We start from the raw sequence: 15,911 nt of genomic DNA on the forward strand, positions 1-15,911 counted from the left end.
AGCAGGCCATCTTCACCCGACCCGCTGCACGGATGATGTGCTGCATTGCACCACCGTCGTGCCATGCCCGGCAAAATGCATCTTCCTGTTGCGCCCCAAACCAGGGCTGAGATCCAATAACGCCTGTGGCTCGGGCCACTACGGCCGATGTGCCGCCTGGCACGGCCTTTGCATAAATCAAGGCAGCGGATCAACGATGATCCGGCCAGCACGCAGCAAAAGTCATTCTGTAGGTCATTATTTTTTGGACAACGGCGTCCCCTGAATTCAGTCATCTGACGACTGGATCCGCGGGACGCCTTTTTATTTGCCGGACGAAAATCATGCCGCGAACCGCGCTGGGAATGGATGAGACACCCGTCATGAACGTTGTCGTCATTGGCCACGGGATGGTGGGTCACAAGCTTCTTGAATGTCTTGTGGACGACGCGAGGTCTGCGCTGCACGTCACCGTGCTGTGCGAGGAGCCGCGTCCCGCATATGACCGCGTGCATCTGTCCGAATTCTTTTCCGGCAAGTCCGCAGAGGATCTGTCGCTCGTGAAGCCAGGTTTCTTCGAGCGCGAGAGCGTGCTGCTCAAGCTCAACACGAAGGCGGTCTCGATCGACCGGGAGGCCCACACCGTGAGCGTCTCGAGCGGCGAGACGCTTTCCTATGACAAACTGGTGCTCGCGACCGGTTCCTCGCCGTTCGTTCCGCCAATGGCAGGCAGTGATCGTCAGGACTGCTTCGTCTATCGCACCATCGAAGATCTCGAAGCGATGCAGGCGTGCGGCGCGCGGGCGAAGTCGGGTGTCGTGGTGGGCGGCGGCCTGCTGGGGCTTGAATGCGCGAAGGCGCTGCATGACATGGGACTGGCCGCGCATGTCGTCGAGTTTGCACCGCGGCTGATGGCGGTGCAGGTCGACGACGGCGGCGGTCGGGTTCTGCGCAGCAGGATCGAGGAGCTGGGCGTGCAGGTCCATACGGCCAAGCACACGCTCGCCATCGTCGATGGCGAAGCGGGCACGCACCGCATGCAGTTCGCCGACGGCACGCATCTCGACACCGACATGATCGTGTTCTCCGCCGGTATCCGTCCGCGCGACGAGATCGCGCGTGCGTGCGGCCTGGAACTGGGTCCGCGTGGCGGCGTCTCGATCGATGCGAACTGCCGCACCAGCGACCCCGACATCTACGCGATCGGCGAATGCGCGGCGTGGAACGGCATGGTGTACGGCCTGGTTGCGCCTGGCTACGACATGGCGCGCGTCGCCGCGAAGCACCTGCTCGGCGATGATGCGGGCTTCGCCGGCGCGGACATGAGCACCAAGCTCAAGCTGATGGGCGTGGATGTCGCGAGCATCGGCGACGCGCACGGCAAGACGCCGGGCAGCCGCACGTACCAGTTCAGCGACGAACTCAAACAGGTCTACAAGAAGCTGGTGGTGTCGGAGTGCGGCAAGCAGTTGCTCGGCGCCGTGATGGTGGGCGATGCGGCCGAATATGGCACGCTGCTGCAGATGATGCTGAACAGCATCGAGCTGCCCGAAGCGCCGGAGTTCCTGATCCTGCCGCAAAGCGACGGCAAGGCCAAACCCGGACTTGGGGTCGACGCGCTGCCCGCAGCCGCGCAGATCTGCTCGTGCAACAACGTCTCCAAGGGCGAAATCTGCGCGGCGGTGTGCGCGGGCGCGACCAGTATTGGCGCGGTGAAGAGCGCGACATGCGCCGGCACCGCATGCGGCGGCTGCGTGCCGCTTGTCACGCAGGTGATGAAGGCCGAGATGAAGAAGCAGGGCCTCGCGGTGAACAACCACCTGTGCGAGCACTTCCCGTACTCGCGCCAGGAGCTGTATCACCTCGTCCGCGTCGAGCGCGTGAGGACCTTTGGCGCGTTGCTGGAAAAGCACGGCCATGGCCTCGGCTGCGATATCTGCAAGCCCGCGGTCGCCGGAATCCTGGCGTCGTGCTGGAACGAGTTCGTGCTGAAGAAGGAACATGCAGGCCTGCAGGACTCGAACGACTACTACCTCGCCAACATCCAGCGTGACGGCACCTACTCGGTCGTGCCGCGCATGCCGGGGGGCGAGGTCACCCCGGAAGGCCTGATCGCCATCGGCCAGGTGGCGAAGAAGTACGGCCTCTATACAAAGATTACAGGCGGCCAGCGCGTCGATCTGTTCGGCGCGCGTGTTGATCAACTGCCGCTGATCTGGGAAGAACTGATCGCGGCCGGCTTCGAATCCGGCCATGCCTACGGCAAGTCGCTGCGCACCGTGAAGTCGTGCGTCGGCTCGACGTGGTGCCGCTACGGCGTCGGCGATTCGGTGGGCCTCGCCGTTGCGATGGAAAACCGCTACAAGGGCCTGCGTTCGCCGCACAAGATCAAGTTCGGCGTGTCGGGCTGCACCCGCGAATGCGCGGAAGCGCAGGGCAAGGACGTCGGCATCATCGCCACCGAGAAGGGCTGGAATCTCTACGTGTGCGGCAACGGCGGGATGAAGCCGCGACATGCCGAACTGCTCGCGTCGGATCTGGACCGCGAGACGCTGGTGCGCTACATCGACCGCTTCCTGATGCTCTATGTCCGCACCGCCGACCGTTTGCAGCGCACCAGCGTCTGGCGCGACAACCTCGAGGGCGGGCTGCAATACCTGATCGACGTCGTCGTGCACGACAAGCTCGGACTCGCGGCGGAGCTGGAGGGGGAAATGCAGCACGTGATCGATACCTACGAGTGCGAGTGGAAGAGGGCCGTGACCGATCCCGAAACGCGCAAGCGCTTCCGCCATTTCGTCAACAGCGACAAGCTCGACGACAACGTGACCTTCGTCGAGGAGCGCGGCCAGATCCGTCCCGCAACGCAGGAAGAGCGGCAAGCGCGGCAGTTCCCGATTCCCGTGGTCGCCGAGACCGTCTGACCATCCACCACCCTGACCGTGAGGAAGCCAGCATGAGTAACGATCAAACTCCGCAAGCCTGGATGCCCGTGTGCGCGCTCGACGACATTGTTCCCAATACGGGCGTCTGTGCGCTCGTCAACGGCGAGCAGGTAGCGGTATTTCATGTCGCGCACGGTGAGGGCAGCGTGTTCGCAATCGACAACTTCGATCCGGGTTCGCACGCGGCGGTGCTCTCGCGTGGGCTGATCGGCAACCTCGGCGAGCGCATCGTGGTGGCCTCGCCGATCTACAAGCATCATTTCGATCTGCGCACCGGCGAGTGCCTCGAGGCGCCCGAGCATTCCGTCAGCGCCTACCCGGTGCGTGTCGAGAGCGGCAAGGTGTGGGTCGCGGCATGAGACACGCAATCGACGCGCAGACCTCAGGAGGCGCAGCGTTCGACGCGCCTTCGCGCCCGCGCCTCGTTGTCATCGGCAATGGCATGGCGGGCATGCGCACCGTCGAGGAACTGCTGAAGCTCGCACCGGGCCTCTACGACATCACCGTATTCGGTGCCGAGCCGTACGGCAACTACAACCGCATCCTGCTCTCACCGGTGCTGGCGGGCGAGAAGAGTGTCGACGACATCATCCTCAACACGCGTGACTGGTACGCAGACAACGGTATCCAGCTGCATGCTGGCGACCCGGTGGCCGCGATCGATCGCAGGCGCCGCATCGTGCGCTCGCAAAGCGGCTTCGAGGTGGGCTACGACCGGTTGCTGATCGCGACCGGCTCCAAGCCTTTCGTGGTTCCGGTGCCGGGTCACGAGCTGCCCGGGGTGATCGCTTTTCGCGACATCCAGGACGTCGAAACAATGCTCGCCGCAGCGCGCAGTCACCGTCACGCAGTGGTGATCGGCGGCGGTCTGCTCGGGCTGGAGGCCGCGAACGGGCTCATGCGCCAGGGCATGTCGGTCACGGTGGTGCACGTCATGGACAGCCTGATGGAGCGCCAGCTCGACCGGAGCGCGGCGGCCCTGCTGCAGCAGACGCTGGAGCGCAAAGGGTTGCGTTTCCTGCTGAACGCCAACACCGTCGAAATCGTCGGGCCGGATCGTGTGACTGCAGTGCGTTTTGACAACGGTGCGGAGATCCCCGCCGACCTGGTTGTCATGGCGGTCGGGGTGCGCCCGAATATTGACCTCGCGAAACAGGCCGGGCTGCACTGCGAGCGTGCGATTGTCGTCGATGACACGCTGCAGACCTACGATCCGCGTGTCTACGCCGTCGGCGAATGCGTGCAGCACCGGACGGCAACCTTCGGTCTTGTCGCGCCGATCTGGGATCAGGCGCGCGTGTGCGGCGCCCACCTGGCGGGCGCCGGCCACCGCCGTTACGTGCAGAGCGCGACGGCGACCAGGTTGAAAGTCACCGGCGTCGAGCTGTATTCCGCTGGCGACTTCACCGGCGGTCCGGACAGTGAAGACCTGGTGCTGCGCGATCCGCGACGCGGCGTCTACAAGCGCCTCGTGATCGAGGATAACCGGGTGATCGGCGCAGTCCTCTATGGCGACGTCAGCGAGGGCGCGTGGTATTTCGAACTGATCCAGAACCGCACCGACATTTCTCCGCTGCGCAGCCAGCTGCTATTTGGCCGGGCCCTCTGCGAGGCTCAGCCCGCCTGAACCGGAACCCAACGTGAGTCTTCCCATCGTCATTTCCAGTACGCCTGACGGTAGCCGTGACGCTGTCAGGACCACCTGTCCATACTGCGGCGTCGGTTGCGGCGTACGCGCGAGCGCGCGCCCAGACGGCCAGCACGACATCGCCGGTGACGAACTCCACCCGGCGAACTTCGGTCGGCTGTGCGTGAAAGGCTCAGCCCTCGGCGAAACCATCGGACTCGATGGACGGCTGCTCCATCCGAAGCTGCGCGAGCCGGCGAGCGGCGCGTTGCGCCCCGTGTCATGGAACGATGCGCTCGACACGGTCGCTGACGGCTTTCGCCGGATCATCGATCAACACGGCCCGGATGCTGTCGCCCTGTACGTCTCAGGACAGTTGCTGACTGAGGACTATTACGTCGCGAACAAACTGATGAAGGGCTATATCGGCAGCGCGAATATCGACACCAATTCACGCCTGTGCATGTCGTCCTCCGTCGCCGGTCACAAACGGGCCTTCGGCGAAGACCTGGTGCCGGTGTGCTACGACGATCTCGAACTGGCGGACCTCGTCGTGCTGGTCGGTTCGAATACGGCGTGGTGCCATCCGATCCTGTTCCAGCGGATCATCAGGATCAAGGAGACGCGCCCCGATATGAAGGTCGTCGTGATCGACCCGCGCTATACCGCGACCTGCGAAATGGCTGACCTGCACCTGCCGCTGCGCGCGGGCACCGACGTCTGGCTGTTCAACGGTTTGCTCAGTTTTCTCGCGGAACACGGCGCGATCGATGCGGAGTTCGTCGACGCGCATACGGCCGGCTATGCGCAGGCGCTCGATGCCGCTACAGCCGGCGCAGCAACCGCGTTTGACCTCGCGCAATGTGCAAAGGCCTGCAAGGTCGATCCGCACGATCTCCTCGAGTTCTATCGACTCTTCGCGCGCACCGAGCGGGTGGTGACGGTGTATTCGCAGGGAGTGAACCAGTCGAGCTCCGGCACGGACAAGGTCAACAGCATTATCAATTGTCATCTGCTGACGGGCCGTATCGGCAGACCAGGCATGGGGCCGTTCTCGTTCACCGGACAGCCGAATGCGATGGGTGGGCGTGAGGTCGGTGGTCTGGCGAACACGCTCGCCGCCCATCTGGAACTCGACAACCCGCGGCATCGCGAACTGGTCCAGACATTCTGGGGATCGCCCGTCGTCGCTTCGCGGCCAGGACTCAAGGCGGTCGAACTCTTCGAGGCGATCGGGAACGGCCGGATCAAGGCGGTCTGGATCATGGGCACGAACCCGGTCGTCAGCCTGCCCGACGGCGACCAGGCGAAGCGCGCGCTCGCGCGCTGTGAACTCGTCGTCTGCTCCGACATTGTCGAGAACACGGACACCAATGCGTTTGCGCATATCCTGCTGCCGGCGCTCGGCTGGGGAGAAAAGGACGGCACCGTCACCAATTCCGAGCGCAGGATCTCGCGCCAGCGTGCGTTTCTTCCGGCGCCCGGAGAAGCACGCGCGGACTGGCGGATCATCTGCGACGTTGCACAGCGGATGGGCTATCCGGGCTTCGAGTTCTCCAGCCAGTACGAGATTTTCGATGAGCATGCGCGGCTGAGTGCGTGGCGTAACGAGGGTCGCCAGAGCGCTGACGGAACCGGCGACGAACTTGTCGACGGCGACCTGCGTCGCGCGTTCAACCTGGCTGGTCTTGTTGGCCTCGGTCGCGAACGTTACGCTGCGTTGCAGCCTATCCAGTGGCCCGTTCTCACGCAGAAAGACGCGGCATTGGCGGGCACCGCGCGTCTTTTTGGTGACCGTCGCTTTAGCCACGTGGACGGCAAGGCGCGTTTCGTCGCCACGCCACCCCGCGCCCCGGTCAATGCGCCGGATGACGAATATCCGCTGACGTTGAATACCGGCCGGGTGCGCGACCAGTGGCACACCATGACCCGAACGGGCAAGTCGGAGAAACTTGCCAGTCATGTCACGGAGGCGTTTGTCGACATGCATCCGCAGGATGCACTGTCGTGCGGCGTGCGTGAAGGCGACCTCGCGCGCGTGTCGAGTCGCTGGGGTGCGATGGTCGCACGCGTGCAATACGGCGGCGGCATGCCGCGCGGCAGCGTGTTCATCCCCATTCACTGGAACGATCAGGTTGCCTCCGATGCACGCGTGGGTGCGGTGGTGAATCCCGAAGTCGATCCGGTTTCTGGCGAGCCTGAGTTCAAACACACTCCGGTTCGGGTCGACAGGTTCCACGTTGCCTGGCACGGTTTCTCACTGAGCCGGCACATTCCGGTGCTGGACAGCGTGACGTACTGGACACGCATTCACGGCACGCAGTTTGTGCGCTACGAACTCGCGGGCCGCAACCCGCTCGCCGATCACGGTGATCCTGGCGTCTGGGCGCGCGCGCTGTTCGGCATCGACGATGCTCATGCCGACTGGCTCGAATACGAGGACCGTGCCGCGGGCGTGTATCGCGCGGTTCGTCTGGTCGACGACCGTATCGAGAACTGCATTTTCCTGTCGGCGCAATCCGAATTGCCGGCGCGCGCGTGGCTCGCGAGCCTGTTTGCGAAGGACCGGCTCGACGAGGCGGACCGCATTGGCCTGCTGCCTGGCCAACCGATCGGTAAGGGCACCGATACGGGACCCACAGTCTGTTCGTGCTTCGGTGTTGGGCGCAATACGATCTGTGCAGCAATTCGCGAGCAGGGACTGAAGACCGCCGCGGAGATTACCGCGTGCCTGAAAGCCGGCGGCAACTGCGGGTCCTGCGTGCCGGAACTGAAGAAGCTGCTGGTGGACACCGAACTGGCGCGATTGAGCATCGCCTGAAGGAGACTAACGTTTCATGCTGAAGAGACTTAAAACCATGCTGGCCGTGATCAAACCTGGCGATCCTTTCTTCGCTTGCCATGACGACACCAACGTCAGCCCGTCAGGTTCAGAAGGTGTCGGAGAGGGACACCTGCGACATACGGCGAATCTTCGCGCCTCACATCCGAGCGAACGAGAGCGGTATGACCGTGCGCGGCGCCGCACCCGCAAGTCGGGCGCAGCCGTGGGGCCGGCGCACCCTGGCACGCCATGTTCGCATCGCCATTGATTGCGTTGAAGGGGAGCGGTATCGACACGCTGCGCTGTGCGACTAACGCCGCAGCTCCGACATGATCTTTTCGGCGAGAAAGTCGCATGGCGGCCGCTTCGATTTGGCGCTCCGCGCAAGTACGACCTCCAGCGCAGCAATTTCGGGCAAGCCCTGCGCATGGCCGAGCAAGGTCAGGTGAGCGGGAACCGCACAGCGCGCGAGCGGCGCCACGGCTCTGGTGCAAATAGCGCGGGGGCAAATCGGTTAAGGTGTCCGGCTGAACGAATTGAGAACCGACGATGAGCAAGCTGAAGAGCCTTGACGAACTGTTCGCAGGCCGTCACTTTGACCGCGATGTGATCATTCTGTGTGTTCGCTGGTACCTGCGCTACAAGCTTAGCCTGCGCGATCTGGTCGAAATGATGGCGGAACGGGGTCTGCCGCTGGCGCACACGACGATCCTGCGCTGGGTGCGGCGCTTTGCGCCGGAGTTCATCAAACGGTGGAACCGCTTTGGCAGGCCCACCGGGCAGTCGTGGCGTGTCGACGAGACTTACCTCAAGCTGCGCGGCAAGTGGGTCTATCTTTATCGAGCGGTGGATCGGGTGGGCCAGACAGTAGACTTCATGCTCAGCGCCAGGCGCGACGTGAAGGCGGCAAAAGCCTTTTTCAGGAAGGCAATCAAACATCAAGGCCAGCCACCGAAGACCATCACGCTTGATGGTTATGCAGCCTCGCACCGCGCCGTGCGCGAGATGAAGGCCGACGGCTTGCTGCCTGAGGAATCGAAGGTCCGATCCTCTAAATATCTCAATAATCTGGTCGAACAGGACCACCGCAACATCAAGTCCCGGACGAAAGTCATGCTCGGCTTCAAACGTTTCAGGAACGCAGCGATCACTCTCTCAGGTATTGAGTTGGTACACCGTATTCGCAAAGGCCAATTCAGACTCGGGAAGCTCGGCCTCAAAGATACCGCTGCACCCGCAGTCTGGAAGGCCGTCCTGTCTGTTTCATGAGGTATCCTTTCTATACTAAAATCTTGTCCACACCACCTATTTGCACCAGAGCCACCGCAAGCGCTAGGGATTCGATCGTTTCCCGAAGGGAAAATTCTTTGATGCTTCCCGCCGCATAGCTCTTCAGGTCGGTAATGAGATGCACATTCCGCGCCGAGTATGGATCCTGATACACAAAAGTTACGTCAGTAGGATGATCTCGCTTTTCGTGAGTTGGCTCGTTGCATTCCCACGACTCGTTTGGTACGCCATGCGCTTCCCATCCAAGCTTGCTAAAAATATCGGCCGACACGATCTCGGCGATACGCGCGATATTTACTCTCTCAGCCATCCTAGCCCGGGGCGACCTTCACTTCGGTCTTAATTTGTGTTATCGGAAATGACGATCATAACCGAACTCATAATCGCACGGTAGGCAGCGCTGGCTGGTACACGATAAAGTTTTTGGTTGGTCGCGATCTATGCATAATGATTAGCCATTCGTGGCGGCTGAGGTTCCTTCAGGGTATGAGCTTTGGCCTTGGTCTCGCATATGCGGGATAGGAATGGCAAGTGCAACTGACTTGCCAGCACCTAGGCTGCAATGCAGAGCTTCGGGAAATTTAACTTTCTTGACACCGATGCTGCGGTCGATCTCAGCGTTTCGGCAAGTTCGGAACAAATTGGAACAGGAGTCACACCGTTTGGTGTTGGGTGCGCAGAGAATCTGGGAGACACGCTGCGCTGCGTCCTTAGGCAATTGCAGGATGAACTGAAGGATCTGTAGCGCGGTAACCGGCGTTAGCGACCGGGCCCATTATGGCTGTCAGCTACCGGAATGTTTGCTCTCAGGGAGGACCGGATGCTGCGCCTCCCACTCGCGGCGGGTCTTCGCCAATTCTTCAGCAAGCAACTGCTCGTCGGGAAGTACGGTGTGGTATTCAGCGGCAAGCACCTTGTTGGGCAGACCGTCAAGCGCATAACGCGCAATTGCCGCGTTGGTTCTAGCACACAGGATCAGGCCGACCGGCGGGTTTTCGCCGGGTAGCGTCCAGTGCTCTTTTGCATAATTGCAATACATATGCATTTGCCCGACATCGGCATGATTAAGCTCGGTCAGTTTTAGGTCGATGATTACAAGGCATCGCAGGCGCCTGTGGAAGAACAGCAGGTCCACGCGAAACCAGCTGTCACCGATCCGTAGTCTGCGTTGCCGTCCGACGAACGTGAAATCTCCACCAAGTTCAAGCAGAAAGTCCTCGAGACGGTGGATCAACGCTTCCTCAAGGTCACTCTCGGAGTATTCGTCTTTCAGGTCGAGGAACTCGAGTACGTAAGGATCCTTGATCGCTTCGTCTGGGCTCACGGCCTCATCCGGCCTCGCGACCGCACCCTTTTCAAGCATTGCGCGCTTGTTTCGGGACATCAGCGTGCGCGTATAAAACTGACTGCCAATCTGCCGTTCGAGTTGCCGGACGCTCCAGCCTCCGCGCAGGGCTTCCGCCTCGTAGAACATCCGCTCTTCGGGAGAACGCGTCCGTCGCATCAACCTGACGTAGTGGGTCCACGAAAGCGGGAAACGTTCGCCGAGCTGCTGGAGCCCGAAATCCCGAATCGGTGATTCGGATTTTGGCTCGGCTGCGGGAGCGCCGGATTTCCGAATCACCGATTCGGAAATTTCGCCAAGCTGATAACTCAGGTAAAACAGGCGCATTAATTCAAGATTGTCGGCTCCGAAGCCTCGCCCGAACCGCTCGGTAAGGTCGCTCGACAAGCGCTGCAGGACCTCCTGCCCGTACGCTGCACGCTCGTGCCCACCCTGCTCCAGTTCCACGATCCGCCGGCCCACCAGCCAATAGGTTGCCGTCATCAGGGCATTGATGCTGCGCGCCGCGGCCCGCCGCGCCTCTTCAAGCAGTGCGATCACGTCGCTCAGGGTTGTGCCGTAGTCGTCCTCGGCCAAATTGCTGCCGCTCATCTTCTCAGTTTCCAGATTGATATCGAGGGAACCCGCGGCCGAAGCGGCGTGTCAGGTCGTCGGCGAGTCGCCCGATCAGCGCCTGCCCGTAGCCGGCGCGCGCTTGCCCGCCCTGCTCAGTGGCGACAATCCGCCGCCCGATCTCCCAGTAGGCGGCGGTCATCACGGCATTAACGTTGCGTGCCGCCGTGCGTCGCGCCGACTCGACGACATTGACCACTTCCTCGTGCAGCCCGGCGTAATCGTCGGGCACCATCGCATCCTCCGTCATGACGCGTTGACGGCATCCTTGAACGCCTTGCCCGCCGTGAACCTGGCCGTCTTCGCCGCAGGGATCTGGATTTCCGCGCCAGTCGACGGATTGCGGCCGACGCGCGCGGCCCGCGCCCCGGTCGAAAATGCGCCGAACCCGATCAGCTGTACGGTGTCCCCCTTCGTGACGGTCGCTGTGATGGTGCCGAGCAGCGCGTCGAGCGTTTCAGCGGCCAGCGCCTTGCTGGTGCCCGTTTTAGCGGCGACGGCGTCGACGAGGTCCTGCTTGTTCATGGTGATGTCCTTGAGGTTGGGTTGAATGCCGCCACCCTACCCGATCCCCTGACCGGTGCGCAACCGGCTTCAGAGCGGCGCCACCGAGCTGGCCTTGATGCAGCCATCGATGCCCACCGGTGGCACCGCCGTCAAAGGTCACCTTTTGTGGGGCGGCCCGCTTTCCAGACGGCGCCAGCCGTGCCGTCCGTCCGCCTCGATCGCTGCCCGCTTTCCCGCTGATCAGGCGAAGCAACAATCGCCAGCCTTGCCGGCTTGTGCGTCCCCATTCGCGCTCGTTGCGCCCCGAGGCTCGGCGACGCCTACCAAGCGAACTCCCGCGGCTGTCCCCAAGGGCGCCCGGCGACGAAAAGCGAAGACCGCCGGGCGATTTGCGTGGCCCTCCAAGTTTTGATAACTGACACTTGAACTAAACCGCTGACGCGGTAGCAGGTGGTTGGCCAACGGCGTCGGCTTCGGCATCGTTGACGGCGAGCATTTCTTCGAATGCGACGATGGCAGTGCAGTTTCTGCCCTGTCCATTTCGAAGGAGTCCGCCATGACGGCATTACGTCGACGCATGATCGAGGATATGCGCGTGCGCAACCTCGCGGCCAATACCCAGCGCGCCTACCTGCAGCAGGTCCGCGGCTTCGCCCAATACTTCGGACGTTCGCCTGCGCTGCTGGGCCCGGAGGAGATTCGCGCTTACCAGGTGCACCTCGCTGAATTCCAGCAGCGTTCCCGGAGCACGCTGGTGGTGGCCACGGCGGCGCTGCGCTTCCTGTACACCATCACGCTCAAACGCGACTGGCCGATCGACGAGATCCCCATGTCGAAGGTACCGCGCAGACTTCCGGTGATTCTTAGCCCCGACGAGGTGACGCGGTTTCTCGAATCGATCAGAAGCGTCAAGCATCGCAGCCTGCTAATGGTGGCGTACGCGGCTGGCCTGCGCATCTCGGAAGCAACCCGCCTGAAGGTCAGCGACATCGACAGCCAACGCATGGTACTGCGTGTCGAACAGGGCAAGGGCGACACCGACCGCTACGTCATGCTTTCGCCGCGACTGCTGGAGATCCTGCGCAGCTACTGGCGTATCGGCCGGCCACAGTACTGGCTGTTCCCCGGGCGGTTTCCTGACCAGCCCATCGATCCAGCAACGATACGCCTGGCGTGCCAGCAAGCGCGTCGCCGTGCCGGCATCAGCAAATCCATCACTCCGCACTCCTTGCGTCACGCGTTCGCGACGCACCTGCTCGAATCAGGTACCGATGTGCGGACCATCCAGTTACTGCTCGGCCATCGCAGCCTCGCCACCACGTCGCGCTATCTGAAGGTCGCAACCAGCACCGTCTGCGCGACGACCAGTCCGTTCGACCGACTGCCTCTACAATCTCCTACATCGATCTGCTCCGCGCCGCCGTCCGTAAGCTGAGCGCGATCATGCGCGCCGCACTGGAGTTGGCGGACGTTCTGCGTCGCCACGGGCCAACGTATCGGGAAGTCCATGTCGACTCGCTCAGCCGGGAGCAGCGTCGCGTCATGAGCGCGATCGAGCAGTGTCGTACCGCAGCGCTCGGTGGCCACGTCGAACAGTGCGACACATGCGGACATCAGCGCATCGCCTATAACTCCTGCGGTAACCGGCACTGTCCGAAGTGCCAGTCGCTCGCCCGCGCGCAATGGCTCGAGGACCGCCAGGCCGACCTGCTGCCCGTACCGTACTTCCATGTTGTCTTCACCATCCCCGAGGAGATCGCGTCGGTCGCCTTCCAGAACAAGCGCGTGGTCTACGACATCCTGTTTCAGGCCACGGCCGAAACGCTACAGACGATCGCTTCCGATCCACGCCATCTCGGCGCGACCATCGGCTTCATCGCGATCCTGCACACGTGGGGGCAGAATCTTGTGCATCATCCCCACCTGCACTGCGTCGTCCCGGGCGGTGGCCTCGCACCCGACGGCAGCCGCTGGGTAGCCTGCAAGCCTGGTTTCTTCCTGCCCGTGCGGGTGCTTTCGCGTCTGTTCCGGCGACTGTTCCTCGAACGGTTGCAGCACGCCTTCGACGTGGGCGAACTGCGGTTCTTCTCCTCGCTGGCGCACCTGGCCGAACGACGCGAATTTGCCCGCTACCTGGCCGGTTCGCGGCACACCGAGTGGGTGGTCTATGCAAAGGAGCCGTTCGGCGGCCCGCAGCAGGTCCTCGACTACCTCGGCCGCTACACACACCGCGTCGCGATCTCCAACAACCGCCTCGTCGGCCTGAGCGCCGACCACGTCACGTTCCGCTGGAAGGACTATCGTCATCCGGGCCGGCCGCGCGTGATGCACCTGGACGCCCACGAATTCATCCGGCGCTTCCTGCTGCATGTGTTGCCGCGTGGGCTACAACGCATCCGCCACTACGGGTTGCTCAGCAATCGCCTGCGTGAGCCCCGGCTGACCGTATGCCGTCATCTGCTCAACGTCGAACCCACCGCCATGGCCTGCAGCGTTCCCGAACCTGACTATCGCGACCGCTACGCGAAACTCACAGGCCGCTCGCTCCGCGACTGTCCGGTGTGCTCGCGCGGGCGCATGCTGTGCATCGACCGGCTGTTACCCTGTGCGCCGCCGCGAGCACCACCGGCGAATTCCCGATGAATCTCGACCCCTTCTCCTGCAACACCGGTTCCAGCGCGTCTCGCAGGCACCGTTGGACACGCTTGGCCAGACGGCGCCGACCGTCCACGCACGCACCCCGCGTCGATTGTTCATCGTCTGCGTTGCGCGGACATTCCTTGCTCAACCCGGACCGCCAACCGTTCATCCCGGACGCTGCGAATACTGTCGTCGTGAACATCGCAAGCGCGCTTCGATTCAATGCCCATAGCCCAACCGTCTGCGGAGCGGTTTAGCTCAAAGAATTTTTAGCGAAGCACAGACGGCCCGCACGTTGTGCCAACGCGCGCCTCGTGCGCCGTCTGCGCTTCGCTAAAAATCCTCTGCCTTATCGCCATTGAATTTAATCGCCACAATTCAGGGTAGGCTGATCGTTGCGTCGGCCGGAGGCTTCAGGCCGATAGCACCTGTTCGATTTCTCCGGCACCAGCCGCGCAGAAACACTCGAATGGTGGGAAATTCCAATGACCGGATTGGCCGAGGAGACAACCCGATCTGGACTCACGTCGGCGGTAGCTCGGTTTCATGGAAAATCTGAAGCTGCCGCAGCCGGACACTGGAATCAGCCGACGTGAAGCCGGCTGGCTAGCGACTTCAGGATCAGTCGCGGATTTCCTCTTTGTCATGCGGCTCTGGATGCTGCGCTTCCCATTCGCGTCGCATTTTTGCCAACTCTTCAGCGAGCAGTCGTTCGTCTGGAAGTACCGTGTGATACTCGGCAGCAAGTATCCTGCTGGGGAGGCCGTCGAGGGCTTTGTCGCAGTAAGGATCAAAGAGCGAGCGAGATCGATTCGCGAAGTACTGCTTACATTGCGAGCTCGTAGAATTGATCAGCGGCGGACGGATGGGCTCCGCGAACACACTTCATCTGTCCTTTGGCGATCATGTGCATAATCTCAATGCCGGCCAGAAGGATCCGGGCACAGCGAAAGGTCTTGAACCCCAGCATGGGCCGCGTTCGTCGCTTGATCGCCCGATGATCCTGCTCGACCAGGTTATTGAGATATTTGGACTGGCGGATCCTGATGGGCGCTTCACGATCGGCATTGATCGCCTCGAGCGCGGCGAGATTGTCGCCGCTTTTGTCGATGGTTACCGTCTCGGGCATACCGTTCTGGGCGATCGATTTCTCAAAGTAACGCCGGGCCGCAGTCTTGTCCCGATGGGCGCGCAGCAGAAAGTCAATGGTGTTGCCGTCCTTGTCGACGGCCCGGTAAAGATACCGCCATTCCCCCTTGACACGGATGTATGTTTCGTCCATCCGCCAGCTCTTACCCACCGGCCGTTTGCGGCGGCGAAACGCTTTCTCCAGCACCGGCAGCAGCTTGATGGCCCAGCGGTGCACAGTCGAATGATCGACCGAAACGCCACGCTCAGCCATCATGTCTTCAAGGTGCCGTAGGCTCAGCGGATAGGCCACGTACCAGCGCACGCAGGTCAGAATCACGTCGAGCGGATAATGCAGGCGTTTGAGCACTCGGGCCACCGCCGGATTCATAGTCTTCATCGAGCTTTCAGTCGTTCGTGTCGTTCCGCCCATCATAGCCGACCGCCTTACTGCAACAGAACCGAAACCAGTACTTGCCGTCGGGGTCCCGTGGCCAGACGCCCGCGCGCGCGCATCTCGTTGGAACCGAGCTGCATGTCGTAGTCGCCTTCTCCATCGCCCGACCAGATGTCGAGCACGGCACCCTCGATTGGCCCGTCGTCGAGCGTCAGCATGGTCCCGGAATAAAAGCACGGCTCGCCAATGACGCCCCTGGCAAGATCGCTCCCCATCGGCAGCTCCGGCGCACCCTTCCAGTAGCACGGTCCCAACACCGTCTGCTGCGTGGCACTTTCAGGCAAACGACTATTAATGGCGTCAACGAGAATGGAGACGCCCAACGTGTCAGAAAGAAGGACGAATTCCTGACGTTTGGCGGTGCAAATCTGCCCGGCCTTCGTGAGAAGTTCGATGGCCGCCATCCATTCCGCTTCCTCCAACTCCACTTCGCGCACGAAGTCGTGAAGATGGCGCACAAGCGCCGACATCACGACACCAAAGCGCGCGTTCGCAGGCTTCATGCTCTTTAGAACCTGTTCGGTGATATCAAACTTGCGGGCGGTCACGCATGTCTC

The 15,911-nt window shown here is 62.1% G+C and carries 13 protein-coding genes and 1 pseudogene; 7 read left to right on the forward strand and 7 right to left on the reverse strand.

Annotated features, from left to right (window positions below):
- The first annotated feature begins 362 nt into the window (after nucleotides 1-362).
- From nirB to OKW37_RS01350, 4 genes are read left to right on the forward strand one after another with little or no spacing between them, the layout of a single operon-like run.
- Nucleotides 363-2,903: a nitrite reductase large subunit NirB gene (nirB, locus tag OKW37_RS01335; protein ID WP_090812632.1), complete on the forward strand. Its 2,541-nt coding sequence runs from the start codon at nucleotides 363-365 to the stop codon at nucleotides 2,901-2,903.
- Between the two features lie 32 nt (nucleotides 2,904-2,935).
- Complete coding sequence (gene nirD, locus OKW37_RS01340) at nucleotides 2,936-3,283, forward strand: nitrite reductase small subunit NirD (protein ID WP_090812420.1); 348 nt, start codon at nucleotides 2,936-2,938, stop codon at nucleotides 3,281-3,283.
- Nucleotides 3,280-4,551, forward strand: a complete 1,272-nt coding sequence (locus OKW37_RS01345) for an NAD(P)/FAD-dependent oxidoreductase (protein ID WP_090812421.1) — start codon at nucleotides 3,280-3,282, stop codon at nucleotides 4,549-4,551. Before nirD ends, OKW37_RS01345 begins: the two co-directional genes overlap by 4 nt.
- Before the next feature lie 13 nt (nucleotides 4,552-4,564).
- Nucleotides 4,565-7,372 (forward strand): molybdopterin-dependent oxidoreductase, encoded by a 2,808-nt coding sequence (locus tag OKW37_RS01350; protein ID WP_429401546.1) that lies wholly within the window; start codon nucleotides 4,565-4,567, stop codon nucleotides 7,370-7,372.
- Nucleotides 7,373-7,685: 313 nt separating this feature from the next.
- Here the strand turns inward: OKW37_RS01350 and OKW37_RS01355 are convergent.
- Nucleotides 7,686-7,859: pseudogene (locus OKW37_RS01355) on the reverse strand (LysR family transcriptional regulator); the annotation flags it as partial.
- 74 nt (nucleotides 7,860-7,933) lie between these two features.
- On the opposite strand from OKW37_RS01355, the gene OKW37_RS01360 reads away from it, so the two are divergent.
- Complete coding sequence (locus OKW37_RS01360) at nucleotides 7,934-8,644, forward strand: IS6 family transposase (protein WP_429401740.1); 711 nt, start codon at nucleotides 7,934-7,936, stop codon at nucleotides 8,642-8,644.
- A 10-nt stretch (nucleotides 8,645-8,654) separates the two neighbouring features.
- Here the strand turns inward: OKW37_RS01360 and OKW37_RS01365 are convergent, their stop codons facing one another.
- The 4 genes from OKW37_RS01365 to OKW37_RS01380 form a co-directional block, all read right to left on the reverse strand.
- A complete protein-coding gene (locus OKW37_RS01365; protein WP_429401548.1) occupies nucleotides 8,655-8,975 on the reverse strand; it encodes a hypothetical protein in 321 nt (106 codons plus the stop codon).
- 474 nt (nucleotides 8,976-9,449) lie between these two features.
- The gene (locus OKW37_RS01370; protein WP_429401550.1) at nucleotides 9,450-10,601 is read right to left on the reverse strand and encodes a PDDEXK nuclease domain-containing protein; all 1,152 of its coding nucleotides are present in this window, start codon (nucleotides 10,599-10,601) and stop codon (nucleotides 9,450-9,452) included.
- A gap of 4 nt (nucleotides 10,602-10,605) precedes the next feature.
- Nucleotides 10,606-10,857 (reverse strand): DUF1016 N-terminal domain-containing protein, encoded by a 252-nt coding sequence (locus OKW37_RS01375; RefSeq protein WP_222945806.1) that lies wholly within the window; start codon nucleotides 10,855-10,857, stop codon nucleotides 10,606-10,608.
- An 11-nt stretch (nucleotides 10,858-10,868) separates the two neighbouring features.
- On the reverse strand, nucleotides 10,869-11,147 hold the full coding sequence (locus tag OKW37_RS01380) for an HU family DNA-binding protein (protein ID WP_187638175.1): 279 nt from the start codon (nucleotides 11,145-11,147) through the stop codon (nucleotides 10,869-10,871).
- A 436-nt stretch (nucleotides 11,148-11,583) separates the two neighbouring features.
- On the opposite strand from OKW37_RS01380, the gene OKW37_RS01385 reads away from it, so the two are divergent.
- Complete coding sequence (locus OKW37_RS01385) at nucleotides 11,584-12,564, forward strand: tyrosine-type recombinase/integrase (protein ID WP_429400968.1); 981 nt, start codon at nucleotides 11,584-11,586, stop codon at nucleotides 12,562-12,564.
- A 5-nt stretch (nucleotides 12,565-12,569) separates the two neighbouring features.
- The gene (locus OKW37_RS01390; RefSeq protein ID WP_429334558.1) at nucleotides 12,570-13,772 is read left to right on the forward strand and encodes an IS91 family transposase; all 1,203 of its coding nucleotides are present in this window, start codon (nucleotides 12,570-12,572) and stop codon (nucleotides 13,770-13,772) included.
- Nucleotides 13,773-14,595: 823 nt separating this feature from the next.
- Here OKW37_RS01390 and OKW37_RS01395 read toward each other — a convergent pair.
- Together OKW37_RS01395 and OKW37_RS01400 are read right to left on the reverse strand one after the other, a co-directional pair.
- Entirely contained in the window at nucleotides 14,596-15,297 is a 702-nt protein-coding gene (locus tag OKW37_RS01395) for an IS6 family transposase (protein WP_429401553.1), read from the reverse strand.
- Between the two features lie 47 nt (nucleotides 15,298-15,344).
- Nucleotides 15,345-15,902 carry a dioxygenase gene (locus OKW37_RS01400; protein WP_429401555.1) on the reverse strand — a complete coding sequence of 186 codons (558 nt, stop codon included), beginning with the start codon at nucleotides 15,900-15,902 and terminating at the stop codon, nucleotides 15,345-15,347.
- Nucleotides 15,903-15,911: the final 9 nt, after the last annotated feature.

Origin of the sequence: Paraburkholderia sp. MM5482-R2, assembly GCF_050436125.1 — a bacterium.
GTDB classification, from domain to species: Bacteria; Pseudomonadota; Gammaproteobacteria; order Burkholderiales; family Burkholderiaceae; genus Paraburkholderia; species Paraburkholderia tuberum.

What these genes read in the sequence shown, in the direction of transcription:
- OKW37_RS01395 (WP_429401553.1), bottom strand. Translation starts at nt 15,297, where the DNA reads ATGAAGACTATGAATCCGGCGGTGGCCCGAGTGCTCAAACGCCTGCAT.
- OKW37_RS01345 (WP_090812421.1), top strand. Translation starts at nt 3,280, where the DNA reads ATGAGACACGCAATCGACGCGCAGACCTCAGGAGGCGCAGCGTTCGAC.
- OKW37_RS01375 (WP_222945806.1), bottom strand. Translation starts at nt 10,857, where the DNA reads ATGGTGCCCGACGATTACGCCGGGCTGCACGAGGAAGTGGTCAATGTC.
- nirB (WP_090812632.1), top strand. Translation starts at nt 363, where the DNA reads ATGAACGTTGTCGTCATTGGCCACGGGATGGTGGGTCACAAGCTTCTT.
- OKW37_RS01365 (WP_429401548.1), bottom strand. Translation starts at nt 8,975, where the DNA reads ATGGCTGAGAGAGTAAATATCGCGCGTATCGCCGAGATCGTGTCGGCC.
- OKW37_RS01370 (WP_429401550.1), bottom strand. Translation starts at nt 10,601, where the DNA reads ATGAGCGGCAGCAATTTGGCCGAGGACGACTACGGCACAACCCTGAGC.
- nirD (WP_090812420.1), top strand. Translation starts at nt 2,936, where the DNA reads ATGAGTAACGATCAAACTCCGCAAGCCTGGATGCCCGTGTGCGCGCTC.
- OKW37_RS01380 (WP_187638175.1), bottom strand. Translation starts at nt 11,147, where the DNA reads ATGAACAAGCAGGACCTCGTCGACGCCGTCGCCGCTAAAACGGGCACC.